The following is a 23,803-nucleotide window of genomic DNA, read 5'->3' as shown; positions in this document are numbered from 1 at the left end:
CGCCCGCTCTCAAAGCAGGGCGGGCAATTCACGCAGCATCAGCCCAAGGCCCGAGGCGAACATCAACCCGATGAGCAGCCTGCGGAACTGGCTGTCCTCCAGCCGACGATAGGCGGCGATGCCGATCTGCGCCCCGATCAGCGTGGCGGGCAGCACCATCACGATCAAGAGCAGCACCTGCGCGTCGTAATGGCCGTAGAAGGCCATCGACAGCACCGCCACCGCCAGCACGATGACGTTGTAGGGTTGCAGGACGGCGCGGGTCTCGGCCTTGGTCCAGGGGCGCATCGCGCACCACATGGTCGGGATCGCCCCCGAAAGCCCCGCCGCCCCGCCCAGGACGCCGCCGGTGAAACCGATCGCGGCATCGGCCACCGGGGTCGGTCGGCTGAAATGCGGCAAGGACCGGCGCAAGATGAAGAAACCGCCGTAAAGGATCATCATCGCCGCGATCACCAGCTTCAGCACCGGCGCGCTGATGATCGACAGCACCATGGCGCCAAGCGGCACGCCGACCAGCGCGGGCAGCACGAAACGCGCCAGCCGGACGCGGTTCGCGCCGATTTCGCGCCGCACGATCCAGACGCCCTGCAACCCGCTCACGACCGACAGCATCACCACCATCGCGACCGCCTGGGTGGGCGGCAGGACCTGAAGCCAGAAGCCGAGCGCCAGCAGCGCGGTGCCGAAACCGGCCAGCCCGTTGATGAATCCCCCGGCCAGTGCGCCCGCCAGCAGGACGGCAATGACAGTCGCGCTCATGTCGCGGTCTCCGGTCTGCGCCGCGCGCAATCTTTAGGGTGGGAGCGGGCCCGCCGGTGTTCCGCCGGGCCCATCCTGGCCGTTCGATCGGGCGGGCTCAACACCCGGCCTGCGGGCTCAGCCCTCGCCTTCGCCGAAGGCGGTCGGGAAGAACACCTCGCGCCAGTCGACCCCATCGGCCGAGACAAGGCCCGCGCGGTTCATGTAATCCAGATAGGGCTCGATCCCTTCGGGGGTGGTGGACCAGTTCACCCGCGCGTCGGTGATCAGCTCGACCACTTCCTCCTTGGTCAGATTGGTCGATTCCGCGCCCATCCAGATCTCGGCCGCCTCCTCGGGGCTTGCCTCGATGAAGGCCATCGCCTCTTCCAGCGCGGCCATGAGCACCGCGACCGTCCTGGGGTTGCCCTCGACGAATTCGCTCTTGGCCCAGATCATGTTGAACGTATGCGGGCCGCCGACGACATCGTAGCTGTCGAGCACCTTATGGGCGTTCCCGGCCTTCAGTTCCTGGTTCTGGAAGGGCGGCGCGCCGAAATGGGCGTTGATCTCGGATTGCCCGCCCATCAGCGCCAGCAGCGCATCGGGATGCCCCATCGAAACCGTCAGATGGTCGAGCGCGTCATGCTTGCCTTCGCCAAGGTATTTCTCGGCCGCCATCTGAAGCGTGATCGCCTGGATCGAGGTCTTGACCGCCGGAAGCGCGATCCTGTGGCCCTGGCCGAAATCCTCAAGCGATTTCACCTCGGGGTCGGTAGTCACCAGATAGAGCGGCATGGATTCCAGCGCCGCGATCCCCCTGACCTTCATGTTTTCCCGGGTGCGCGCCCAGATCGTCAGCGCGGGCCCGACGCCGCCCGCCGCCACATCGACATTGTTGGAAAGCAGGGCCTCGTTCATGCCCGAGCCGCCGGTGAAGCGCAGCCACTCAACCTTGAACTCGATCCCCGCCTCGGCGGCGTGCTTTTCAAGCAATCCCTGCTCCTCGATCAACGTCAGCGGCAGATAGCCAATGCCGAATTGCTTGGCGAGGCGCAGCGTCGTCACCTCGGCCAGCGCGGGCAGCGCCATCAGGCCCGATAGCCCCATTGCCAAAGCCAGCGAAAATCCGATCTTCATTTCCATTCCTCCCTCGGTTGCCGCCCGTCGCGGCGTTGGTGCCCGCCGCCCCGTCCTCCCCGGGGCGGCGCGCGGTTCCTCGAAACGGATCCCGGAACGCGGATTCGTCCGCGATCAGTGTTGGACACCCCAGCGTTCGATGGTCAGGCGCTCGATGGTGCGGAAGATGACATTCTCGACCACAAGGCCGATGATGATCACCGTCAAAAGGCCTGCGAAGACCTTGGGAATGTCCAGCATGTTCTTGTTTTCGAAGATGAACCAGCCAAGACCGCCCGAGCCCGAGCTGACACCGAAGACCAGTTCCGCCGCGATCAGCGTCCGCCAGGCGAAGGCCCAGCCGATCTTCAGCCCGGTCAGGATCGAGGGGAAGGCGGCCGGAATCAGGATCTTCATGATGAACGCCGGGCCGCGCAGCCCGTAGTTGCGCCCGACCATCTTCAAGGTCTTCGACACGCCCAGAAAGCCCGAATGGGTGTTCAGCGCGATGGCCCAGGTCACGGAATGGACCAGCACGAAGACCAGGCTGCCATTGCCCAGACCGAACCAGATCAGCGCCAGCGGCAGCAGCGCGATGGCGGGCAGCGGGTTGAACATCGAGGTCATGGTCTCAAGGAAATCCGTGCCGATGCGCGAGGCCATGGCCAGCGCCGTCAGCACCGAGGCGAGGGCGATCCCGACCCCGTAGCCGATCAGCAGCACCTTGCCCGATCCCCAGGCCGCCGAGACCAGCCGCCCGTCCATGACGCCGCCGAAAAACGCCGAAACCGTCGCCGAGAAGGTGGGAAACAGCAGGTCGTTGTTCAGCGAGCGGCCGTAGATCTCCCAGATCAGCGCCAGCACCACCAGGATCGCCAGCTTGCGCAGCCAGGTCTCGCGGTAGAGGATCTCGAAGATCGAAAGCTTCTGCTCGGTGATGGTCAACTCGCCCGCCGTGACCTCGGGGTAGAGGATCTCGGGCCGGTCCGCACCCGCCGCAGCCATGGCGGCGGGGAATTTCTTGGCCGCTTCAGACATGTTCTTCCTCCTCCGGCGCATGGGCGAAAAGCATTTCGTGGATCTGGCGCTCCAGCGCGGCGGCCTTTTGCGGATCGTCGGTGCTGTTCAGCTCGGCCTTGACGCGGCCCGGATGCGGCGACAGCAGCAGGATGCGGTTGCCGATCTTGATCGCCTCGGCGATGGAATGGGTGACGAAAAGCACGGTGAAGCGGGTCTCGTCCCAAAGCTTGAGCAGTTCGTCCTGCATCCGCCGCCGCGTCAGCGCGTCAAGCGCGGCGAAGGGCTCGTCCATCAGCAGGATGTCGGGCTCCATCGCCATGCCGCGGGCGATCGCCACCCGCTGCTTCATGCCGCCCGAGAGCATATGCGGATGGCTGTCGGCGAATTTCTCAAGCCCGACCTTCACCACATATTCCATGGCCTTTTCGTCGGCCTCGCGCCCGTGCATCCGCTTCGAGGCCGAAAGCGCGAAGGCCACGTTCTGCCGCACCGTCTTCCAGGGCAGCAACTGGTCGAACTCCTGGAAGACCATCATCCGGTCGGGCCCGGGCTGGGTGATCTTGCGGCCCTTGAGGCGCATCTCGCCCTCGGTCGGGGCGATATAGCCGCCGACGGCCTTTTGCAGCGTGGACTTTCCGCAGCCCGACGGTCCCAGAAGGATGAAACGGTCGCCCTGCATCACATCGAAGCTGACGCGATAGGTGGCGGTGATCAGATGTTGCGGTGTCTTGTATTGCAGTGTCACACCCTGCACCGCCAGCAGCGGATCCTGTGGCTGCATGTCTCCTCCCTGTTTGTCTGGCCGGGCGGCCGCCTCCCAACGGCGCGGCCCGGCGTGGATTTCAATAGGTATTGCCTTCGGCTCCGGGACCGCCTCGGCAAGGTCCTGCCGCAGGCACGATCCGGCGATGCGTCCTTTCTCGATCGGGTTTACGGGGATGGCGAAGGGCCGCACGGCCCCCCTGATCTGCGGGCTGGAAGCCCTGTTCCGACCCCCAGTCTAGTGAAGATCGTCCGCCATAAGAACCAATAAATGCTAATGGTTAATGTAAGGACATGTTGCATGTTCCGGCTTGCGGAACCCGTGCCGAAGGGGCGCGGCGGCCGGGCTGGGACCGCGCTTTCGACCCGCCGCCCGCAACCGCCGCCGTCACGTCAGAGAGACCTTGTAGACCAGGCTGTCGGTGCGGCACAGGCTGCGCCGCCATTCGATCGCATGGCCCAGGATGTCATAGGCGACGCGGTCGATGCACAGGACCGGCGTGCCCGGCGCAATCCGCAGCGCGCGGGCGACGGCTTCGTCGGCCGCCATGGCCGAGATCGATTCGTCGGCCCGCAGGACGATGCAGCCATAGGCCTGCTGGTAAAGCACATAGAGCGTATTGGGCAAAGGCGAGCGCAGGTCCAGCCCGGGAAAGCGCAGCACCGAAACCACCACCGTCTCATGCACGGTCGGCACGTCGCGGATGGTGCGGATGCGGCGGATCTCGAACACCTCGGAAGGGGCGCCGTCCAGCAGGCCCGCCTCGGCGGATGTGGCCGGGCGGCGCGCCAGAAGCTCATGGCCAAGCTCGGGGCGGACCATCGTGCCATCGGCTTCGCGCAGGCGGAAGAAGTTGAACAGCGCGCTTTCGGGCGTGCGGGCGGTGACGAAGGTGCCGCGCCCCTGCTCGCGCCGCACGATCCCCAATTGCTCCAGCATCATCAGCGACTTGCGCGCCGTCCCCTGCGAGACGCCGGTGTCCGCGGCAAGCTGGAACTCGCTGGGCAGCATCGAGCCGGGCAACAGATCCCCCGCCGCGATCCGCGCGACGATGTTGTCGATCACAGTCTGATACAGCGGCGCGGTCATCGACGGTTCCATTCGTTTCGCCAGCAATAGCACGAAGCTGGCGGGCAATACAATAGTATATAATTATTCTTGTATAAGAGTTAGGATACATGTTATGACCCGACCACTCTGGAAAACACAGCCACCTCAAGAGGGAGGGGAAACCTTGGCCATTCCACAGCTTCTGGTTCACGATCATGAGGACAACGTCGGCGTCGTCGTGGTCGAGGATCTGGCCGCAGGCACCGAGATGCTCTGCGTCGTCACCGCCGACAATTCCGACTTCCGCCTGACGGCGAAGGCGGACATCCCGATCGGCCACAAGGTCGCGCTGAAGCCGCTGAAGACCGGCGATACCGTCATCAAATACGGCGAGGACATCGGCCGCATGACGGGCGAGGCCGAGACGGGCGGCCACGTCCATACCCAGAATTGCAAAACGAAACGGTGGTAAGCCATGGCTCTTGATTTCAGCAATGCGACCGTCCGGGCCTGGCGGCGCGAAAACGGCCGCGTCGGCGTCAGGAACCATGTCCTGATCCTGCCGGTCGACGACATCTCCAACGCCGCCTGCGAGGCGGTGGCGAACAACGTCAAGGGCACGATGGCGATCCCGCATGCCTATGGCCGCCTTCAGTTCGGCGAAGACCTGGAGCTGCATTTCCGCACCATCATCGGCACCGGCGCCAACCCCAATGTCGCCGCCGTGGTGGTGATCGGGATCGAGCCGGAATGGACCAAGGTCATCGTCGACGGCATCGCGAAGACCGGCAAGCCCGTCACCGGCTTTTCCATCGAGCAGAAGGGCGATTTCGAGACCATCCGCGCGGCAAGCTGGAAGGCCAAGGACTATGTTCATTGGGCGTCCGAGCTGCAAAAGGAAGACTGCCCGGTCTCGGACCTGTGGATCTCGACCAAATGCGGCGAGAGCGACACCACGACCGGCCTGTCCTCCTGCCCGACCGTCGGCAACATGTTCGACAAGCTGCTGCCGCAGGGCATCTACGGCTGTTTCGGCGAGACCTCCGAGATCACCGGCGCCGAGCATATCTGCGAGAAACGCGCCGCCACCCCCGAGGCGGCGGCGAAGTTCAAGGCGATCTGGCAGGCCTATCAGGATGATGTGATCGAAGCCTTCAAGACCAACGACCTGTCAGACAGCCAGCCGACCAAGGGGAATATCCTCGGCGGCCTGACCACGATCGAGGAAAAGGCGCTCGGCAATCTGGAAAAGATCGGCCGCACCTCGACCTATATCGACGCGATGGGCCCGGCCGAGGCGCCCTCCATGGGGCCGGGGCTTTATTTCATGGACAGCTCTTCTGCGGCGGCGGAATGCGTGACGCTGATGGCGGCGGGCGGCTATGTCATCCACACCTTCCCGACGGGCCAGGGCAATGTGGTCGGAAATCCCATCGTGCCGGTGATCAAGATCTCGGGCAATCCGCGCACCTTGCGCACCATGTCGGAACATATCGACGTGGATGTGACCGGGGTCCTGACGCGCGAGATGACCATCGACCAGGCGGGCGATTCGCTGATCGAGATGATCCTGCGCACCGCCAATGGCCGCATGACCTGCGCCGAGACGCTCGGGCATCGGGAATTCTCGATGACCAAGCTCTATCGCAGCGCCTGACCCCACGCGAGCGACCGGATCGAGGGCCGGGAAAGGATCTTGTCGGGAAAGGATCCTGGGTCGGGGCGCGCGCGGATCGCCCCGGCCGATATCGCGGGCCGCCAGCCCGATCTGGCGGCCGCTCTGACAACGGGGGCAGGATATGGCCGAGCGGTCCGAGGCGCCGGGGCTTCTTCCCGGCAGATGGCATCTGTCGCGCGAAACCTTCATGCGGGTCTTTCCCGGCATTTCGGTTTCGTTGCTGGTCGCGGTCGCCGCGCAATTCCTGTCGGAACATTACGGGGCGCCAGCGATGCTCATGGCGCTCTTGCTGGGGCTGGCGCTGAACTTCCTGGCCGACGAGGGCACCCGCACCCGGGCCGGTATCGAGATCTCGGCCAAGACCGTCCTGCGCATCGGCGTGGCGCTTCTGGGCGCGCGGATCTCGATCCAGATGCTGGACGATCTGGGCGGCGCGATGATCCTTCTGATCATCGGCGGCGTGCTGGCGACGATCCTCTTCGGGCTTGCGGTCGGGGCGCTGTTCGGGCGCGGCTGGCGGCTTTCGCTGCTGACCGCGGGCGCGGTGGCGATCTGCGGCGCCTCGGCGGCGATGGCCATCGCCGCCGTCCTGCCCAAGACCGACAAATCCGAACGCAACCTGGCCTTCACCGTGATCGCCGTGACCATCCTCTCGACAATCGCAATGATCCTTTATCCGGTGCTGTCGGGTTGGTTCGGCTTTACCGCGCTGCAATCGGGCGTCTTCCTGGGCGGCACCATCCATGACGTGGCCCAAGTGGTCGGCGCGGGCTTTTCCATCAATGCCGAGGTGGGCGAGACCGCGACCGTGGTCAAGCTGATCCGCGTCGCCATGCTGGCGCCGGTCGTGCTGATCTTTTCGCTGGCGATCCGCGCCCGCGGGTTCGAGCCCAACCCCGCCGAGGGGCGGCGCCCCCCGCTGCTGCCGGGCTTCGTCACCGGCTTCTTGATCCTCGCCTGCCTCAACTCCATCGGCGCGATCCCGGCGCTTCTGGCCGGGCTGCTTGAGGAGCTGAGCCGTTGGGCCCTGCTGACCGCCATCGCCGCCGTCGGCATCAAGACCTCGCTGATCAAGATGTTCGAGGTGGGCGGCAGCGCGGTCGGCCTTGTGGTGACCCAGACGGTCTTCCTGGCCGCTCTCATGCTGGCGGGCCTGTATTTCATGGCCTGAGCGGGCAGAGGTGAAACCGGCGCCCGGACCAGCAGAGGCGCGACGATCCGGGACCGGACCACATGCCGCCCCGCACCCCGACCGCGCCAGAGAAGCCCGCGCCTTGCGCACCGCCGCCCTGGAACCTGCCGCGAGACCGCATCGGCCCTGCACCTGAATCTCGCCGCCGCGCCCCATGGCGCGCGACGTCCCCAAACCTGACCGCTGGAACCGCGCACCCGCATGGGGTAGCTGAAGGGATGGGTTGCGTCCCGCGGGCTTCCGCGTCCAGGCCAGTCGGATCCCCGGCCGCAGGTGGCGATCCCGGCCGACAGCCTCCCGCAGCGGAAAGAGGTTTCGCTTCATGAAAGGCGCCACGGCATGACCGCCGAGAAAGGCCCGCCCGCCCCAGGCTCGACCAAAGGCCGGATCCTGCGCGCGGCGGTCCGCCGCTTTGCCGCGACCTCCTACCACGACACCCATCTGCGCGACATCGCGGCGGATGCGGCGGTCGACGTGGCCCATGCCCACAGAAGCTTCGGCTCGAAGGAGCGCCTGTTCCTCGCCGTTCTGGAACATATGTCGAGGGATCACGGGATAACCCGGATGACGCCCGCCGAGTTTTCCGACCGGCTGACCCGCAGCCTTTTCTCGGATCACCTCCCGGTCGAGACCGACGACCCGGAGCCGCTGCTGGTGCTGATCCGCTCGCTCACCGTGCCGCTTGCGGCGGGGCCCATCGGCGAGAAGCTTAACGAGATGTTCATTCGCCCGATCCAGCAAAAGCTCGGCAACGAGGACGGGCTGCGCGCGGCCAGCATCATGTCGATGCTGATCGGGCTGCGCATCATGCGGAATTTCCTGAAGCTTCCCGATCTGCGCGGCATCGACGGCGCGGATGCGGCCCGGCAGACCGACGATCTGCTGCGCGCGATCATCGCACAGGTGCCCGATCGTCCCGCCGCGCCGCCGAACGGGCCGGTGCCGCATTTCGTCAAGCCGGAAGACCCCGGGGAGTAGCCGCCACCTCGGGCGGCACCCCTGCGACCGGCCCGATCATCCCGGCGCTTCGGCGGATGCGGGCGCGGCCTTGCGCAGCCTGCGCCGCCCGTCCCAGGCCAGCAGCGTCGGCGTCAGGCAGGAGGTGATCACCGTGCCCACCAGCAGCCCGCCGACGATGGTGGTTGAAAGCTGCACCCAGAACTGGCCCGAGGGCGCGCCGAAATAGGCGTCGCGGGCGAAGAAGTCGATGGTCAGCCCCATCGCCATCGGCAAAAGCCCGGTGACCGTGGTCAGCGCGGTCAGAAGGATCGGCCGCAGCCGCTCGCCCGCCGCGCGCGCGGCCGCCTCGTCGGGGCCAAGGCCCGCGCGGCGATGCTCGTTATAGGCATCGATCAGGATGATGTTGTTGTTCACCACCACCCCCGCCAGCGCCATCACGCCCATCCCCCCCATGACGATGGAGAAGGCCGACCCGCTGAGCATCAGCACGAGCAGCACCCCCGGCACCGAGCAGATGATCGCCGACAGCACCAGGAAGCTTTGGAAAAAGCTGTTGAGCTGCGTCAGCATGACCATGAACATCAGGAAAATCGCCAGCACGAAGGCGATGCCCAGGAACTGGACCGTCTCCTGCTGGTCCTCGATCTCACCCGCGAAACGCACGGTGACCGCACCGAAATCCTCGGCCGCGATGGCCTGGCCCAGGCGTTCCAGCTCGGTCGCGACCGTCAGCCCGGGCGCAAGGCCCGCCGTCACGGTCTGCACGCTTTCGCCGCCCGAATGGTTGATCACCGAGGGGGCGTGGCCGGGCTGGGCAGTCACGAAATTCGACAGCGGAATCATGCCCCCCGGCGTCAGCACGCGCACGAGGCCCAGTTGCGCGACATGGCGCTCCTGCGCGGGAAAGCGCAGGACGATGTCCACCTCGTCGTCCAGTTGCGGCGGCAGATAGGATCCCAGCGTCACGCCGTTCGTCATCAGCCGCACGGTATTGCCAAGCGTGGCGACATCCACGCCATAGCGGGCGGCCTGTTCGCGGTTGATCTCGATCCGCACCTCGACGCCCGGCTGCGGCACGTCGCTGGAGATCTCGGTGAAGCCGCCCTGCGCCTCCATCAGCGCGATCAACTGTCGCGAGGCGGCGAAAAGCGCGTCATTGTCCGGCGAGGAAAGCTCGATCTCGACCGGGCGGGCCGAGCCGAGGCCCTGTTCCTGCTCTTCGATCTGGATGCCGATGCCGGGCAGATGGGCGGTCTTCTGGCGCAGGGTCTCCAGGATCTCGCGCGCGGAGGGGCGGCTGCGCCAGTCGGCCAGATCCATCTGGATGGTGCCGATCACGTCGGGATCGACATTCGACGACAGCCGCGCCTCGACCGAGCCGATGGTGCGCGAATAGGTCAGCTTCAGCCCCTCGGTGCCGATCACCTCGTTCTCGACCAGCCGCACCAGCCGGTCCGCCTCCCAGACCGACAGGTTGCCGTCGGCCTTGACCTGGATCTGGGCGCGCTCGGGCTCGACCGATGGGAAGAACTCCGATCCCTTGCCGAACCGGCCGTAAGCCATGAGCGACAGCAGGAAGGCGAGGATGACGATGCCAAGGGTAAGGCCCGGTCGCGGCAGCGTATAGTCCAGGATGCGCCGGTAGAAGGCGGGCGTCGCGACCTCGGGGCGCGCCTTGGTGGTGCGCGCCCTGGCCATCAGCCCGCCCACCACCGGCACGAAGATCAGTGCCATGAGCAACGAGACCGTCAGGGTGATCAGCACGGTCGCGGGCAGGTAGAACATGAACCGCCCCGCGATGCCGGGCCAGAACAGCAGCGGAAAGAACACCGCCAGCGAGGTGCCGATGGCCGCGATCACCGGCCAGGCCATGCGCTGCGCCGACTGGCGGAAGGCGTCCGGGCCGGACATGCCCTCGGATTGCAGGCGCTCGGCCTTTTCCACCACCACCATCGCGCCGTCGACCAGCATGCCGATCACCAGGATCAGCCCGAACAGCACCACGATATTCAGGGTGAAGCCCAGAAGGTTGATGACCAGGATCCCGCCGAAGAACGCCCCCGGGATCGCGATCCCGATCAGGGCCGAGGCCCGCAGGCCCAGGACGAGGATCGTCGGCAGCATCACCATCAGCACCGCGAGGATCACGCTGTTTTCCAGATCGCCGAGCATGGTGGAAATGTCTTCGGCCTGGTTCTGCATGTAGTTGACGCTGACCGTGGCGGGCCAGTCGGCGCGCGCCTCCTCCACCACCGCCTGCACGGCGGCGACGGTGTCGAGCACATTGGCGCCCGAGACCTTGGTGATGTCGACCCCCACCACGCCCTGCCCGTCCAACCGGGCGAAAGTGACCGGATCGCGGTAGCTCTGGCGCACCTCGGCCACGTCCTGGACGCGGACCACCGTGCCCTCGCTGACCCTGACCGGCATCGCCAGCACATCGGCCAGCGACTGGATCGTGCCGGGGATCGAGACGCTGACCCGCCCCGCCCCGGTATCGAAGGCCCCGGCGGCGACAAGCTGGTTGTTGGCCTGCACCGCCTGCGCCACCTCGGGCCCCGAGATGCCGTAGCTTTGCATCGCCAGCGGGTTGACGATGATCTCCAGCAGATCCTCGCGGTCGCCCGACAGATTGGCGCGCAGGACGCCCGAGATGCCTTCGATCTCGCGCGCGAGATCACGGCCCATCTGGATCAGCTCGCGCTCGGGCACCGCGCCGGAAAGAGCGACGGTCAGGATGGGGAAGATCGACAGGTCGATCTCGCGCACCACCGGCGCATTGGCGCCTGCGGGCAGGTCGGGCGTGGCGTTGTCCACCTCGTCGCGGACATCCTGATAGGCCTTGGCCTGGTCCTGGCCGGGCCGGAATTCCAGCAGGATCGAGGCAAAACCCTCGCCCGCCTGGCCGGTGATGTTGCGCAGTCCGTCAATGGATTGCAGGCGGCGCTCCATCGGCTCGATCAGAAGCCGCGCGCTGTCCTGCGCCGAGATGCCGGGATAGGTGATGTTCACCGTGAAATAGGGGATCTCGATTTCCGGCGAGGCCTCTTTCGAGATGGTGACATAGGAAAACACCCCGCCGATCAGGACCAGCGCAAGCAGCAGAAGGGTGGTGCGGGTGCGCGCGAAGGCGGCTGCGATCAGCGCCTCCATCAGTCTTGCACCGGCCGGTCTTCGGGAAGGTTCTCGGGCACGTTCTCGGGCGTCACCGCCGGATCCTCGGGTCCCGCCGGGACTTCGGCCCCCGGCGACTGCGAAAGATATTCCGCCGGGGTCTCGCGGACCTCGACCACCTGGCCCCCGGCCAGCGCGCCCTGGCTGATCGTGACCAGATGTTCGCGCGCCCCCAGTCCGCTGATCCAGACGCCCGAGGCATCTGCGGCAACGAAGCCGATCGGCCGGAAGGCGGTGCGGTTTTCACCATCCAGCACATAGACGCCGATGCGGCCCTGAGCGTCGATGCGCAGCAGCGCCATCGAGATGTAATGCGCCTCGACCGTTTCGGTGACCAGTTCGACCTCGGCGCTGATCCCGGCGGGGATGCGGCCGCCGGGATTGTCCACCTCGACCTCGACGCGGAAGGTTCGGGTGGCGGCGTCGGCCAGCGGCGCCACGAAGCGCACCCTGCCCTCGGCCGTCTCGCCGCCGATGAAGGTCACCCGGGCGGGCATGCCGCCGACGACATTGGTGATCTGGGATTGCTGGACCTGGATGATCGCGAGCAGCGGATCGTTGTTGACGATCTCCAGCACCTCGCCGCCCGGTGAGACGTAGCTGCCGCTCTCGGCCAGCACGCGGTTGATCACCCCCGAGATCGGCGCGCGCAGGGTGGTGTTCTCGATCTCCAGCTCGACCGCGCGCAGCGCCGCGCGGGCCGCCTCCAGCTCGGCCTGGCGCGCATTGGCGTCAAGGCTGGTCGTGATGCCGCGATCGGCCAGCGACTGCGCCGAATTCGAGGCCTGTTCGGCCACCGCCAGTTGCGCCCGGGCCTGGGCCAGCTTGGCCTCGCGATCGTCGGCGCTCAGCCGCCCCAGCACATCGCCCTCGGCGACGCGGCGCCCCTGTTCGGCGATCTCCTCGACCAGCCCGTCCACGCGCGAGCGCAGGGTCACGATCTGGGTCGGCTGCACCTCGCCGTAAAGCACCAGCTTACGCTCGACCGGGCGCGCCTCGCTCCAGCTTGCGGCGACCACCGGGGCGGGGCGCTCTTCGGCGACGACGGCCTCCTCGCGCGAGAAGATCCCGCTGCCGATCCAGAGGACGACCAGAAGCACGATGGCGGCGAAGACGAAGGTGGCGGGATCGAGGATACGGGATCTCATCAGGCGGACACGCCCCTTTGCTGGCAATCATCTGGTCAAGCGTCAGGCAGGGGACGCGGTTCCACAGGTTCATGCGAAGAGAGCGACACTCCGTCAACATTATATGAACATCCCGCGACGATCCATCCGAAGCACGGCGTTTTCGGCCCTTGAATGCGCCCGAAGCACGCGCCCGGGCACCGGGGGAAGGCCGCGCGGCCCGGAATGGCGGGATCCGGGCCGCGCGCCGGAGGGCGGACGCGGCGACGGGGCGCTCAGGACGCGGGCGGAAGGCCGAGGCTTTCGCGGAAGGTGGTGCCGGTATAATCCTTGTGGAACATGCCCCTGCGCTGAAGTTCCGGCACCAGCAAGTCGCGGATCGCCTCCAGCCCGGAGGGAAGCGCATCGACCATCAGGTTGAACCCGTCCGCCGCGCCCGCCGCATGCCACTCCTGCATGACGTCGGCGATGTCCGAGGCCGTCCCGACCACGCGATGATGGCCGCCGCCGTAGTGCAGCAGCAACTCGCGCACGGTGTAATCCTCTTTCACCGCAAGGTTGACAAGCGTGCGCCGGAAGCCCAGCGAGCCCTTGAACTGCCCCTCCGGGATCAGGGCGTGCAGCGGGAACTTCTCGTCAAGCACCAGATCCTCGACCGGCACGCCGCTGCGCTGCGACAGCCTGACCAGCTCGGGCCCGGTCCCCACCTCGTTGTCGAGCGCGCCGCGCCGCGCCTCGGCCTCCTGGCGCGTGGCGCCCAGATGGCAGAGCATGCCGGGCAGCACCTTCACGCTGCGGCCGTATTTCGCGGCGCGGCGGCGCATGTCGGCGCGGAACTCCACCGCCTCGGACATGATATGCTGGGCGGTGAAGACCACATCGGCGAATTGCGCCGCCTGCTCGCGGCCCGGTTCCGAGGATCCGGCCTGGAAGATCACCGGCCGTCCCTGCGGGGGGCGTGGGAAGGGCGAGGGGCCCTGAACCTTGAAATACTTGCCGACGTGATCGATGGCATGCACGCCCTCGGGGCGGGCGAAGACCTTGTTTTCCTTGTCGCCGACCAGCGCGTCGGGATCCCAGCTTTCCCACAGCCTGAACACGAGGCCGAGGAACTCGTCCGCACGCGCATAGCGTTCCTCGCGGCTGGGCAGGTCCTCGGCCCCGAACTGGCGGGCGGCGGCCGAGTTGAAGGTCGCGACCGAATTCCAGCCCGCCCGGCCGCCGCTGAGATGGTCGAGCGTTCCGAACACCCGCGCCAGCAGATAGGGGTCGCTGTAGGTGGTCGAGGCCGTGGCCACCAGCCCGATCCTTTTGGTCACCCCCGAGACGAGGGCCAGGATCATCGCCGGATCCAGCGCGCTGACCGGGCGGTCGGTGCCGCTTTCCGCGATGCCGAGCGCATCGGCATAGAAGATGCCGTGCAGCTTGGCCTCTTCGGCGATGCGGGCGACCTGGATCGGCAGTTCGGCCGAGACGTAATCCGAAGCCGGGCCGTCGCGGAACGACCAGGCGCCCATATGCATGCCGACGCCATGCATGAGGGCGCCGCACAGGATCAGTTCGGACTCGGGCGATGTAACGGGCGATGCCATGGGATGTTCCTTGGGGAATGGAGGGGGATCCGGCCCTTGCGGCCGGTGCGGGCAGAGGGGCGCGGCGGCTCAGGCGTATCTGGTCACGCCCAGGTGGTCGCGCAGATGCGGGCCGGAATATTCCTTGCGGAACGCGCCCCGGCGTTGCAGTTCGGGAATGACCTGCCGCACGAAATCCTCGATCCCGCCCGGGAAATAGGGCGGCACCACAAGGAAGCCGTCGCAGGCGCCGCTTTCCTTCCAGTGTTGCAGCGTATCGGCGATGGTCACCGGCGATCCGACCACCGGCATGTGGTTGCCCTGGCCGAAATGGCGCGCGGTCTGAAGGATCGAAAGACCGTGCTTGCGGGCGTAGTTCAGGATCATCGACTGGTGCGTCTTGCCCGCGTTGCTTTCCGGCAGGTCCGGCATCGGACCGTTGAGGTCGTATTGGCGCAGGTCCGTCCCGGCATGCTGCATCAGATAGCCGAGCGCCAGATCCTCGGGGATCAGGTCGCGCATCCGCTCGCGCGATTCCTGCGCCTCCTGGTCGGTGCGGCCGACGAAGGGGGTGATCCCCGGCAGGATCTTGACCATGTCGGGATCGCGGCCGAAGGCCTCGGCCCGCGCGCGCACATCGGCGCGGAAGGCGCGGGCCTCCTCGACATTGGTCTGCAGGGTGAAGACGACATCCGCCGTGCGCGCCGCCAGCGCCCGCCCGGGATCCGAGGCCCCGGCCTGAAGGATCACCGGCCGGACCTGCGGGCTGCGATCCATGGTCAACGGGCCGCGCACGTTGAAGTATTTGCCCTTGTGCTGAAGGAAATGCATCTTCTCGACATCGAAATAGACGCCGCTTTCCTTGTCGCGGGTGATCGCCCCCTTCTCCCAGCTTTCCCACAGGCCGGTCACCACATCGACGAATTCGCCCGCGCGCTCGTAGCGGGTCGCATGGTCGGCCAGCGCGTCCAGGCCGAAGTTCTGCGCCTCGTTCTCGTTGAACGAGGTGACCATGTTCCAGGCCGCCCGCCCCTTCGAGATGAAGTCGATCGAGGCGAAGCGGCGCGCCACGCTGTAGGGGTCGTTGAAGCTGGTCGTCGCGGTGCCGGCCACGCCCAGATGTCTGGTGACCATGGCCAGCGCGGGCAGCAGCACCATCGGGTCGAAATGGATGCCGCGCGGCGAGGCGGCGGCGAATTTGTCCCCCGCCAGGATGTTGTTGCTGCGCGGGATGGCGGCCTGGTCCTCGAAGAAGATCGCATCCATCCGGCCTTCCTCGGCAAGCTGGGCGGCCCTTATGTAATGGTCGATGCCAAGGTCGATCCCGGGGATCGCCTCGGGCAGGCGCCAGGCGCCGAAATGATACCCTGGGAACATGAACAGGGCGAGGCTCATCATATTGCCGGACATGGAGATACCTTCGTGTTGGGCGGCTTTGGTTCTTGTCGGGACCGGGCGGGGGTGCCCGGCCGAAGGCGGCCACGGGGGGGGGCCGCGCCCGGGGTCAGGGATTGGGCGCGCGCTCGGGCCTCGGATGGCCGAGCCAGCGGTCCCCGGTCGCCGAGGCGACCGAGACCTTGAAGTGATGGACCGCCTCGGAAACGCCGCGCTGCGCGGCGGCCTCAAGCGTCACCACGCCGCCGTCTGTAAGAAGGTCCTTCTCGGCCAGGAAATGGCCCTGCACGATATGCCGGGCGCCCATCGACTGAAGCACCGGGCGCAGGCTGTAATCCAGCGCCAGCACATGGGCGAGGCTGCCGCCCGTCGCCAGCGGCAGGATCGCCTTGCCCGCGAAGGCGAATTGCGGCAGCAGGTCGAGAAAGCACTTCAGCAGCCCCGAGAACGAGGATTTGTAGATCGGCGTGGCGATGACGATGCCGTCCGCCGCCTCGATGGCGGCGAAGGCCTTCACCATCTCGGGGTGTTCGACCGGATAGGCGAAGAAGGCCTCCGGGGGGATGTCGCGCAGGTTGACGACCGAAAGCTCGAAGCCCTCGGCCTCAAGCTGGCCGACGACGCTTTGCGTGAGCATCGCGGTCTTCGACGGGTTGGACAGGCTGGACGACAGCGCAACGATCTTGAATTTCGACATGGAGGTCCTGCTTTCGGCTGCGGTTCTGCGGGGCTGCCCGGCGGCGGTCGCCCGCACCGGATCGCGTCGGGGTCCTGGCACGGTGCGTTTCGGGCGGGACTCGGGGCATGGGGCTCGGGGCGCGGGACTCAGGCCGCCTTCATCCCCGCCTCGGTTCCCGCCTCGCCCGTCGCGGCGGCAAGCTTGCGCGAGAACGCATGCATCTGATGAACCGCCTCGGCCGCCTCGGCGCCCTTCTTGACGAAATGCTCGCCGAAGAAGGTGACAAGCTCGGGGACGGGCTGGAAATTATGCGGGGTCAGCGAAACCGAAAGGCAGGGCACCCCGGTCTCAAGCCCGACCTGCATCAGCCCCGAGACCACCGCCTCGGAAACGAATTCGTGCCGGTAGATGCCACCGTTCACCACGAAGGCCGCCGCGACCACCGCGCCGTATCGGCCCGAAAGCGCCAGTTTCTTCGCCGCCAGCGGCATTTCGAACGCGCCCGGCACGTCGAAGGCCTCGACCGGGACATGCGGCATCAGCACCGCCGCCCGGGCGGCGAAGCCGTCGAAAGCGCGGTCGACGATCTCGCTGTGCCAGCGGGCCCTTATGAATGCGATGCGCGAGGGCGGGGCGGTCTTGGGCGTCATGCTGGTCCTCATTTTCCACATTGGCGAAGCTGATCCGGGCAGACTAAGGTGCATTCTGGATGCGATCTTTCCTTGGGTCTGACGAATGACACCTAAATCTGGCCAGTTTGGCGGTGGCCTGTCCTTCCACCAACTGATCAGCTTCGACCCGGACCCTTTCACCTCGCCGGTGATCGGCCAGATCATGGAGGTGGATGGCCACGACGATGTTCCGATGCACGAACATGTCCGCGGCCAGCTTATCACCACGATCCGCGGCACGGTCCGGGTCGAGACCATCGACGGCATGTGGCCGATCCTGCCGCATACCGGGCTGTGGATCCCCCCGGGCCAGCCGCATCGCAGCGTCGTCTCGTCCCACGCCCAGATCGCAACGATCTATGTCCTGCCCGGCGCGGTGCGCCTGCCCGCGACCGCCTGCTTCCTGACCCTCAACCCGCTTCTGCGCGAAATGGTGGTGCATGTGGCGCGCCTGACCGGCGACTACCCCGCCGACAGCCGCAATGCCCGGATCGCGGGCGTGCTTGGCGAAGAGCTTTCCGACGCGCCGGTCGACAGCCTTTTCATCGCGATGCCGCACGACCCCCGCCTGCGCGGCATCGCGACGGCGATCATGACCGATCCGGCCGAGCGCCGCACCCTGCCCGAATGGGCCCGGACGATCGGGATGAGCGAAAGGGGCCTGCGCCGCCATGTCGAGCGCGAACTGGGCATGAGCTTCGGCAGATGGCGCCAGCAGTTCCAGCTTTCCATCGCGCTGCGCGACCTGGATGCGGGGATGGCGATCAAATCGGTGTCCGAACGCCTGGGCTACGATTCGGTCAGCGCCTTCGCCGCGATGTTCAAGAAGGCGATGGGACGCCCGCCGGGGCATTATTCCAGCCAGCGGCACGCGCTGCGGCGCAAGCCGGGCTGAGGCGGAATGCCGGGGTGCGCGGCCCCGGCGGGACGGCCCGCGGGCTTACAGGTCGGGATAATGGCAATAGGCCTCATGCGCCTCGACGTGATGGCGCAGGGGATCCTTGCGGCTGCAATCCTCACGCCGGATCGGACAGCGCGGGTGGAAGGCGCAGCCCGGCGGCACGTTCAGCGGATCGGGGAAAGAGGCGCCAAGCGCCAGATCCGGGATCCCCAGATCCGGGTCCGGCACCAGGGTCGAGGCCAGCAGCGCCCGCGTGTAGGGATGGCCGGGCCGGGCGAAGACATCCGCCGCCGGGCCGCTTTCGATCACCCGGCCCAGATACATCACCGCGACCTGATGGGCCATATGCTCGACCACGCCCATATTATGCGTGATCAGCACATAGCTGACGCCGGTATCGCGCTGGATGTCGCCCAGAAGGTTCAGGATCTGCGCCTGGATCGACACGTCCAGGGCCGAGGTCGGCTCGTCGCAGACGATCAGCCTCGGCTCCAGCACCAGGGCCCGCGCCATCACCGCGCGCTGGCGCTGCCCGCCCGACATCTGCCGGGGATAGGCATCGAACAGCCGACGCGGCAGGCCGACATAGCCCAGCATCTCCTCGGCCTTGCGGCGGCGCCGTGCCCTGTCGCCCAGGCGGTGGATGATCAGCGGCTCCTCCACCGATTCCACGATCGTGCGGCGCGGGTTCAGCGAGGAATAGGGGTCCTGGAACACCGGCTGGACCTTCCGGGCGAATTCCAGCCGGTCGAAGCGATGCACCGCGCGGCTTTCCAGCAGCACCTCGCCGCCCTGGCTCTGGGTCAGCCCCAGCAGCATCCGCGCCACGGTGGATTTGCCGCAGCCGGATTCGCCCACGATCGCAAGCGTCTCGCCATGGCGCACGTCGAAAGAGACCCCGCGCACCGCCTGAAGCAGCCGCGCCGGGCGACCGAACCCGCCGCCGATGCGGAAGCTTCGGCTGAGGTTGCGGGCGGCAAGGATCGGCGGATTTTCCAGAACGTCGCGATCAAAGGGCATCGGCGGTCTCCTCGGCCACAGGTCCGGCTGCGGGTCCGGCGTCGGGGCGCGTGCCGTCCGGCGCGATGACGCAGCGCCATTGATGCGCCCGATGATCGTGCATGGGCGGCGGCGCGCTCCGGCAGGCTGCTCCGGCAAGCGCGCAGCGGTCGACGAAGGCGCAGCCCGGGATCGGGTCGATCAGCCCCGGCACGACGCCCGGGATCGTCGCCAGATGGCCCCTGGCATCGACCTTGCCGCCGGGCATCGAGGCCAAGAGCGCCCTCGTATAGGGGTGGCGCGGATCGCCGAAGATCTGCCGCGCCGTCCCGCTTTCGACGACCTGCCCGGCATAGATCACCGCCACCCGGTCGGCGATGCGCGACACCACGCCCAGATCGTGGGTGATCAGCACGAGGCCGAGGTGACGCTCGCGCTGGATCTCGCGGAACAGTTCCAGAAGCTGGATCTGGATCGTCACGTCCAGCGCGCTGGTCGGCTCGTCGGCGAAGATCAGATCAGGGTCGCACATCAGCGCCATGGCGACCATGACACGCTGCCGCAACCCGCCCGAAAGCTGGTGCGGATACTGGCCAAGCCGGTGGCGGGCATTGGGAATGCCCACCCGCTCCAGCAAGGCGACGGCGCGGGCGCGGGCCTCGGCCCGACTGCCCAGGCGGTGGTGCACGAAGCCCTCGGTCAACTGGTTGCCGATGCTCCAGGCCGGGTTGAGGCTGGTCATCGGATCCTGGAACACGAAGCCGATGCGGCTGCCCCGCAGCCTCGCCATCTCGCGCACCGACAGGCCGACGATGTCGATGCCGTCGAACCGCATCTCATCGGCGCGGCGATCGGCGTTCGCGGGCAGAAGATCCGCGATCGCCAGCGAGGAGATCGACTTGCCCGAGCCGGATTCGCCGACGATGCAAAGCGTCTCGCCCCGCTCCAGCCGCATGTCCAGGCCGCGCACGGCATGCAGCGTCTCATCTCCGACCGGGAAACGCACGTTCAGGTTGCGAACGGAAAGCAGGCTCATTTCCGCCCCCCCGGCGAGAAGTGGTCGCGCAGCCCGTCCCCGAACAGGTTGATCGCCAGCACAAGGACGAAAAGGCAAATCCCCGGCAGCACGATCAACCAAGAGGCGAAGAAGATGTTCTGCTTGCCCTCGGCCATCATCAGCCCCCACGAAGGCGTGGGCGGCTGCACGCCTAGCCCCAGGAAGGACAGCCCGCTTTCCAGCATGATCGCCATGGCGATCTCGACGGTGCCGACGACCAGGATCATCGGCATGATATTGGGCAAAAGCTCGCGCAGCAGGATCCGCGGCACCGAGGCGCCCGCCGCCCGGGCCGAGGCGACGTAATCCATCCGCGCGATCCCCTGGGCGGCGCTGCGGGCCACGACAAGGAACTGGTCCCACAGCAAAAGCCCCATCACCATGATGATCGTGGTGAAGGAATTCCCCAAAAGCGCCACCACCCCCAGCGAGACGATGATGATCGGCATCGCGAGGCGGACGTTCAGCAGGTAGGAGATGAAAAGGTCGACCCAGCCGCCGAAGAACCCCGCCGCCGTGCCAAGCGCGACCCCGATCACCCCTGCGATCATGATCGTGACCAACCCGATCACCAGGCTGACGCGGGCGCCGTAGATCAACCGGCTCAGATAGTCCCGGCCCAGATGGTCGGTGCCCAGCGGGTGCTCGAAACTGCCGTTCGGATACCAGAACGGCGGCAACAGCCGCTTGCCCAACTGGTTCAGATAGGGGTCGTGCGGCGCGATCAGCGGCGCGGCCACCGCCGCAAGGATCAGCAGTGTCAGGATGACGGAGCTGGCGATCAGCTTCCAGTTCCGCCTGGCGAGCCTGCCGCGCCGGTTCAGGCGCATGGGTCGGGTATTGGCCATGGTTTCAGTTCCCCCGGATACGCGGGTCAAGCAGCGCGTTCAGCAGATCGGCGCCAAGCGACAACAGGACGTAGAAGAATGCGATGACCACCAGAATGGCCTGCACCACCGGAAAATCCGTGCGCAGGATCGATTCCCAGGCCAGATAGCCGATGCCCTCGATGGCGAAGATGGATTCGATCACCACCGATCCGCCGATCAGATGGCCAAGCTGCACCGCCGAGACCGAAACCACCGGCAGGACGGCATTGCGCAAGGCATGTTTGAACAGAAGCTTCGCGGGCGACAGACTCTTGGCGCGGGCGGTGCGCATGTAATCGGCCTCCAGCACCTCGATCATCCCGGCGCGGGTCAGGCGCAAGAGCGCGGGCTGCGCCGCGAAGGCCAGCGCCAGCACCGGCATCACGAAGGCCGAGACGCTCCGGCTGCCCGAGATCGGCAAGAGGCCAAGCTCAAGCCCCAGGAACATCATCAGCAAAAGCGCGACCCAGAAGTTCGGCATCGACTGGCCAAGCGCCGCCACCAGTTGGGCGAAGCGGTCGGTCCAGCCCCCCTGCCGCGCCGCCGCCGCCATCCCCAGGGGCACCGCGACCAGCAGCGCCACCGCCAGCGCGCTTACCCCCAGGATCAGGGTGTTGGGCAGGCGCGCGATCACCAGATCGGCCACCGGCGAGCGGAAATAGAACGACTGGCCGAAATCGCCGCCGAGAAACTTGAACAGCCAGTCCAGGAATTGCACCACAAGCGGCCGGTCCAGCCCATAGGCGCGCGAGATGTTCGCGATCTGCTCGGCTGTGGCGTTCGGTCCCGCCAGCGTCCGGGCCAGATCGCCCGAAAGCCGGATCAGGAAGAAGCCGATCACCGAAACGGTCAGGGCGACAAGAAGCGCCAATGCCATGCGGCGCAGCGCGTAGTTCAGCATGATGTTCTCCGTCTCGGATCCGCCCGGGTCTCGGGCCGGGCGATCCGCCGCCCCCCCGGCATCGCGGGGGGACGGCGAAGATATGGGTCGGGAAATGCGCCCGGATGCGCGGCAGGTATCGGCGACCGGGCGCCGATGGTCACTGCCAGGAGGCCGAGAAGAAGCGCGCCAGCCCGTCCGGTGCCGCTTTGAAGTCAAGCGCCTCGTCCACAGCATAGAATTCGGGCGTGGTGTAGAGCGGCACCCAATAGACCCCCTCGGCCAGCGCCTTCAGCGCCTCGGCATAGAAGACGTCGCGCTCTTCCTGGGTGGAGGCGGTGTTGCCGTCGCGGATCGCCTGCTGGATTTCCTCGACCGGCGCGATGGTGTCCGAGGCAAGGAAATGGCTGGTCAGGTGCGAGCCCGCATCGAACAGGCCGTCGCCGCTCCAGCTTTGATGGGCGAAGGGCAGACGGCCCGCCTGCCAGTTCTCGTCCAGCGCGCCATATTGCATGTATTGCAGGTTGGCGCGGATCCCCACAGCCTGAAGATCGCCGATCAGCGCCTCCGAGACATAGCGGTCGCGGAAGGCGAAAAGGTCGATGTCGAAACCATCGGGATAGCCCGCCTCGGCCAGCAGCGCCTTGGCCTTTTCGGGGTCGTAGTCGATGGTGAAGACGTTGTCGAGGCAGCCGGGCATACGCGGATGGCAGAAGGTGTTCAGCACTTTCGAGGCGCCGCGCACCAGATGCTCGACCATGCTCTCGCGGTCGATGGCATAACCGACGGCCTCGCGCACCTTGGGATCCAGGATCGGGCTGCCCGCGGGCGGGTTGACCGGGTTGAACATGACATAGGCGATGCGGTTCGATTCGTTCTCGACGATCTTCTTGCCGGGCACCGGGCCAAGCTGATCGGCCTGGTCGGCGGAAAGCTGGTGGATCCAGTCGGCGCGCCCGGTCATGAATTCGGCCACGCGGGTATTGCCGTCCTGGACCGAGCGGATCTCGATCCGGTCGATCACCGGCATGCCCTTGGGCGAGCCCGCGAAGTAATCCGCGTTCTTCTCAAGCACCACGGTCGAGCCCGGATCGAAGGAGACCAGCTTGTAGGGGCCGGTGCAGATCGGCGCGGCACCGAACGCATCCAGGCCCACCTCGGCCAGATAGGCCGCCGGATAGATCGGCAGGCCTCCGGTGATCTTGTCGAAGACCGACTGGTCTGCCTCTTTCAGATGGATGCGGACCCTGTAGTCGCCCAGCTTCTCGACATGGTCGATCCAGTCGACCATCACCTGGCGGTTCACCCCGGTATCGGGGTTCGACACCAGGTTCAGCGTCGCCACCACATCGTCGGCGGTGAAGGGCTGGCCATCGTGGAAGCTGACGCCCTCGCGCAGGTCCATGTCCAATTCGGTCGGCGAGGTCCAGGTCCAGCCGGTGGCCAAGAGCGGCTCGACCTCCAGCGTATCGACATTGCGATAGGCCAGCGTGTCGCACAGGTTCAGCGCCAAGGTGTAATTCTCGGTCACGCTGGAGAAATAGGCGTTCAGCGTGGGAAGGCTGCGCTCCCACACCAGGTTGAGCGAATTGTCCGACGGGCCCGCAAAGGCCGCCGATGAGGCGAGGACACCCGAGAGTGTCAAGGATGCGATGCGTTTCATTTCTTTCCCCATTGGTTTTGTGCCCTCCGAATATGCGCTCGACCCGGTTTCGGCTTTTGCGGAACGACCTTCGGCGGCTGACATAAAGAAGGGCGCGGGCGCGCCAATCTGTCAAGAATTTTTTTAATATTTATAACTTTTATGCTGCCGCTTCCGGCCTCGCGATTCAGGAATGGCGGGAAATTCATCTTGCCACGCCTCATCTTGATAAATCATGTTAAAATAATGCTTTAACGAGAATATTTCTGAAGCCGAAACGCCGAGCGGGCGGAAAGGAATTGCCCTCTCCGCCGC

Annotated in this window: 21 protein-coding genes; 5 read left to right on the top strand and 16 right to left on the bottom strand. The window is 66.5% G+C overall.

Features of this window, described 5'->3' with window-relative positions; all coding sequences use genetic code 11:
- Nucleotides 1-9: 9 nt before the first annotated feature.
- From ABNX41_RS03345 to ABNX41_RS03325, 5 genes are all read right to left on the bottom strand, one after another.
- Entirely contained in the window at nt 10-762 is a 753-nt protein-coding gene (locus tag ABNX41_RS03345; protein ID WP_438668310.1) for a sulfite exporter TauE/SafE family protein, read from the bottom strand.
- Nucleotides 763-879: 117 nt separating this feature from the next.
- A complete protein-coding gene (locus tag ABNX41_RS03340; protein ID WP_438668309.1) occupies nt 880-1,881 on the bottom strand; it encodes an ABC transporter substrate-binding protein in 1,002 nt (333 codons plus the stop codon).
- A 114-nt stretch (nt 1,882-1,995) separates the two neighbouring features.
- Nucleotides 1,996-2,898, bottom strand: a complete 903-nt coding sequence (locus ABNX41_RS03335) for an ABC transporter permease (protein ID WP_438668308.1) — start codon at nt 2,896-2,898, stop codon at nt 1,996-1,998.
- Entirely contained in the window at nt 2,891-3,661 is a 771-nt protein-coding gene (locus tag ABNX41_RS03330; protein WP_438668307.1) for an ABC transporter ATP-binding protein, read from the bottom strand. Before ABNX41_RS03330 ends, ABNX41_RS03335 begins: the two co-directional genes overlap by 8 nt.
- Before the next feature lie 369 nt (nt 3,662-4,030).
- Nucleotides 4,031-4,732: a GntR family transcriptional regulator gene (locus ABNX41_RS03325; protein ID WP_438668306.1), complete on the bottom strand. Its 702-nt coding sequence runs from the start codon at nt 4,730-4,732 to the stop codon at nt 4,031-4,033.
- Nucleotides 4,733-4,877: 145 nt separating this feature from the next.
- Between ABNX41_RS03325 and ABNX41_RS03320 the strand changes: the two genes are divergently transcribed.
- The 4 genes from ABNX41_RS03320 to ABNX41_RS03305 all read left to right on the top strand — a co-directional run bounded on the left by ABNX41_RS03320 (nt 4,878) and on the right by ABNX41_RS03305 (nt 8,541).
- Nucleotides 4,878-5,165, top strand: a complete 288-nt coding sequence (locus ABNX41_RS03320; RefSeq protein WP_438668305.1) for a UxaA family hydrolase — start codon at nt 4,878-4,880, stop codon at nt 5,163-5,165.
- 3 nt (nt 5,166-5,168) lie between these two features.
- A complete protein-coding gene (locus ABNX41_RS03315) occupies nt 5,169-6,350 on the top strand; it encodes a UxaA family hydrolase (protein ID WP_438668304.1) in 1,182 nt (393 codons plus the stop codon).
- Nucleotides 6,351-6,492: 142 nt separating this feature from the next.
- Nucleotides 6,493-7,542, top strand: a complete 1,050-nt coding sequence (locus ABNX41_RS03310; RefSeq protein WP_438668303.1) for a YeiH family protein — start codon at nt 6,493-6,495, stop codon at nt 7,540-7,542.
- A gap of 360 nt (nt 7,543-7,902) precedes the next feature.
- Nucleotides 7,903-8,541, top strand: a complete 639-nt coding sequence (locus tag ABNX41_RS03305; protein WP_438668302.1) for a TetR/AcrR family transcriptional regulator — start codon at nt 7,903-7,905, stop codon at nt 8,539-8,541.
- A 36-nt stretch (nt 8,542-8,577) separates the two neighbouring features.
- On the opposite strand, the gene ABNX41_RS03300 is transcribed toward ABNX41_RS03305, so the two are convergent.
- The 6 genes from ABNX41_RS03300 to ABNX41_RS03275 all read right to left on the bottom strand — a co-directional run bounded on the left by ABNX41_RS03300 (nt 8,578) and on the right by ABNX41_RS03275 (nt 17,119).
- Nucleotides 8,578-11,676, bottom strand: a complete 3,099-nt coding sequence (locus ABNX41_RS03300) for an efflux RND transporter permease subunit (RefSeq protein WP_438668301.1) — start codon at nt 11,674-11,676, stop codon at nt 8,578-8,580.
- The gene (locus ABNX41_RS03295) at nt 11,676-12,845 is read right to left on the bottom strand and encodes an efflux RND transporter periplasmic adaptor subunit (protein ID WP_438668300.1); all 1,170 of its coding nucleotides are present in this window, start codon (nt 12,843-12,845) and stop codon (nt 11,676-11,678) included. The genes ABNX41_RS03300 and ABNX41_RS03295 overlap by 1 nt, the downstream gene beginning before the upstream one ends.
- Before the next feature lie 254 nt (nt 12,846-13,099).
- Complete coding sequence (locus ABNX41_RS03290) at nt 13,100-14,416, bottom strand: NtaA/DmoA family FMN-dependent monooxygenase (protein WP_438668299.1); 1,317 nt, start codon at nt 14,414-14,416, stop codon at nt 13,100-13,102.
- Between the two features lie 69 nt (nt 14,417-14,485).
- Nucleotides 14,486-15,805, bottom strand: coding sequence for an LLM class flavin-dependent oxidoreductase (locus ABNX41_RS03285; RefSeq protein ID WP_438668298.1), 1,320 nt, complete (start codon nt 15,803-15,805; stop codon nt 14,486-14,488).
- 94 nt (nt 15,806-15,899) lie between these two features.
- Nucleotides 15,900-16,487 carry an NADPH-dependent FMN reductase gene (gene ssuE / locus ABNX41_RS03280; RefSeq protein WP_438668297.1) on the bottom strand — a complete coding sequence of 196 codons (588 nt, stop codon included), beginning with the start codon at nt 16,485-16,487 and terminating at the stop codon, nt 15,900-15,902.
- A 128-nt stretch (nt 16,488-16,615) separates the two neighbouring features.
- Nucleotides 16,616-17,119, bottom strand: coding sequence for a 6,7-dimethyl-8-ribityllumazine synthase (locus ABNX41_RS03275; RefSeq protein ID WP_438668296.1), 504 nt, complete (start codon nt 17,117-17,119; stop codon nt 16,616-16,618).
- An 85-nt stretch (nt 17,120-17,204) separates the two neighbouring features.
- On the opposite strand from ABNX41_RS03275, the gene ABNX41_RS03270 reads away from it, so the two are divergent.
- A complete protein-coding gene (locus ABNX41_RS03270) occupies nt 17,205-18,035 on the top strand; it encodes an AraC family transcriptional regulator (RefSeq protein WP_438668295.1) in 831 nt (276 codons plus the stop codon).
- Nucleotides 18,036-18,080: 45 nt separating this feature from the next.
- Here ABNX41_RS03270 and ABNX41_RS03265 read toward each other — a convergent pair whose 3' ends face one another.
- The 5 genes from ABNX41_RS03265 to ABNX41_RS03245 form a co-directional block, all read right to left on the bottom strand.
- Nucleotides 18,081-19,061 (bottom strand): oligopeptide/dipeptide ABC transporter ATP-binding protein, encoded by a 981-nt coding sequence (locus tag ABNX41_RS03265; RefSeq protein ID WP_438668294.1) that lies wholly within the window; start codon nt 19,059-19,061, stop codon nt 18,081-18,083.
- On the bottom strand, nt 19,051-20,076 hold the full coding sequence (locus ABNX41_RS03260; RefSeq protein ID WP_438668293.1) for an ABC transporter ATP-binding protein: 1,026 nt from the start codon (nt 20,074-20,076) through the stop codon (nt 19,051-19,053). Before ABNX41_RS03260 ends, ABNX41_RS03265 begins: the two co-directional genes overlap by 11 nt.
- Nucleotides 20,073-20,945 carry an ABC transporter permease gene (locus ABNX41_RS03255; protein ID WP_438668292.1) on the bottom strand — a complete coding sequence of 291 codons (873 nt, stop codon included), beginning with the start codon at nt 20,943-20,945 and terminating at the stop codon, nt 20,073-20,075. Before ABNX41_RS03255 ends, ABNX41_RS03260 begins: the two co-directional genes overlap by 4 nt.
- 4 nt (nt 20,946-20,949) lie before the next feature.
- Nucleotides 20,950-21,867: an ABC transporter permease gene (locus ABNX41_RS03250; RefSeq protein WP_438668291.1), complete on the bottom strand. Its 918-nt coding sequence runs from the start codon at nt 21,865-21,867 to the stop codon at nt 20,950-20,952.
- 139 nt (nt 21,868-22,006) lie between these two features.
- A complete protein-coding gene (locus tag ABNX41_RS03245) occupies nt 22,007-23,509 on the bottom strand; it encodes an ABC transporter substrate-binding protein (protein ID WP_438668290.1) in 1,503 nt (500 codons plus the stop codon).
- Between the last annotated feature and the right edge of the window lie 294 nt (nt 23,510-23,803).

Source organism: Pseudogemmobacter sonorensis, assembly GCF_042762395.1.
Taxonomy (GTDB): domain Bacteria; phylum Pseudomonadota; class Alphaproteobacteria; order Rhodobacterales; family Rhodobacteraceae; genus Pseudogemmobacter; species Pseudogemmobacter sonorensis.
This window is presented reverse-complemented; position numbering and strand designations above follow the sequence as displayed.

Coding starts and splice junctions, on each gene's coding strand:
- ABNX41_RS03265 (WP_438668294.1), bottom strand. CDS start 19,061: ATGCCCTTTGATCGCGACGTTCTGGAAAATCCGCCGATCCTTGCCGCC.
- ABNX41_RS03245 (WP_438668290.1), bottom strand. CDS start 23,509: ATGAAACGCATCGCATCCTTGACACTCTCGGGTGTCCTCGCCTCATCG.
- ABNX41_RS03345 (WP_438668310.1), bottom strand. CDS start 762: ATGAGCGCGACTGTCATTGCCGTCCTGCTGGCGGGCGCACTGGCCGGG.
- ABNX41_RS03290 (WP_438668299.1), bottom strand. CDS start 14,416: ATGGCATCGCCCGTTACATCGCCCGAGTCCGAACTGATCCTGTGCGGC.
- ABNX41_RS03285 (WP_438668298.1), bottom strand. CDS start 15,805: ATGTCCGGCAATATGATGAGCCTCGCCCTGTTCATGTTCCCAGGGTAT.
- ABNX41_RS03250 (WP_438668291.1), bottom strand. CDS start 21,867: ATGCTGAACTACGCGCTGCGCCGCATGGCATTGGCGCTTCTTGTCGCC.
- ABNX41_RS03275 (WP_438668296.1), bottom strand. CDS start 17,119: ATGACGCCCAAGACCGCCCCGCCCTCGCGCATCGCATTCATAAGGGCC.
- ssuE (WP_438668297.1), bottom strand. CDS start 16,487: ATGTCGAAATTCAAGATCGTTGCGCTGTCGTCCAGCCTGTCCAACCCG.
- ABNX41_RS03305 (WP_438668302.1), top strand. CDS start 7,903: ATGACCGCCGAGAAAGGCCCGCCCGCCCCAGGCTCGACCAAAGGCCGG.
- ABNX41_RS03300 (WP_438668301.1), bottom strand. CDS start 11,676: ATGGAGGCGCTGATCGCAGCCGCCTTCGCGCGCACCCGCACCACCCTT.
- ABNX41_RS03315 (WP_438668304.1), top strand. CDS start 5,169: ATGGCTCTTGATTTCAGCAATGCGACCGTCCGGGCCTGGCGGCGCGAA.
- ABNX41_RS03270 (WP_438668295.1), top strand. CDS start 17,205: ATGACACCTAAATCTGGCCAGTTTGGCGGTGGCCTGTCCTTCCACCAA.
- ABNX41_RS03330 (WP_438668307.1), bottom strand. CDS start 3,661: ATGCAGCCACAGGATCCGCTGCTGGCGGTGCAGGGTGTGACACTGCAA.
- ABNX41_RS03255 (WP_438668292.1), bottom strand. CDS start 20,945: ATGGCCAATACCCGACCCATGCGCCTGAACCGGCGCGGCAGGCTCGCC.
- ABNX41_RS03325 (WP_438668306.1), bottom strand. CDS start 4,732: ATGACCGCGCCGCTGTATCAGACTGTGATCGACAACATCGTCGCGCGG.
- ABNX41_RS03340 (WP_438668309.1), bottom strand. CDS start 1,881: ATGAAGATCGGATTTTCGCTGGCTTTGGCAATGGGGCTATCGGGCCTG.
- ABNX41_RS03335 (WP_438668308.1), bottom strand. CDS start 2,898: ATGTCTGAAGCGGCCAAGAAATTCCCCGCCGCCATGGCTGCGGCGGGT.
- ABNX41_RS03310 (WP_438668303.1), top strand. CDS start 6,493: ATGGCCGAGCGGTCCGAGGCGCCGGGGCTTCTTCCCGGCAGATGGCAT.
- ABNX41_RS03260 (WP_438668293.1), bottom strand. CDS start 20,076: ATGAGCCTGCTTTCCGTTCGCAACCTGAACGTGCGTTTCCCGGTCGGA.
- ABNX41_RS03295 (WP_438668300.1), bottom strand. CDS start 12,845: ATGAGATCCCGTATCCTCGATCCCGCCACCTTCGTCTTCGCCGCCATC.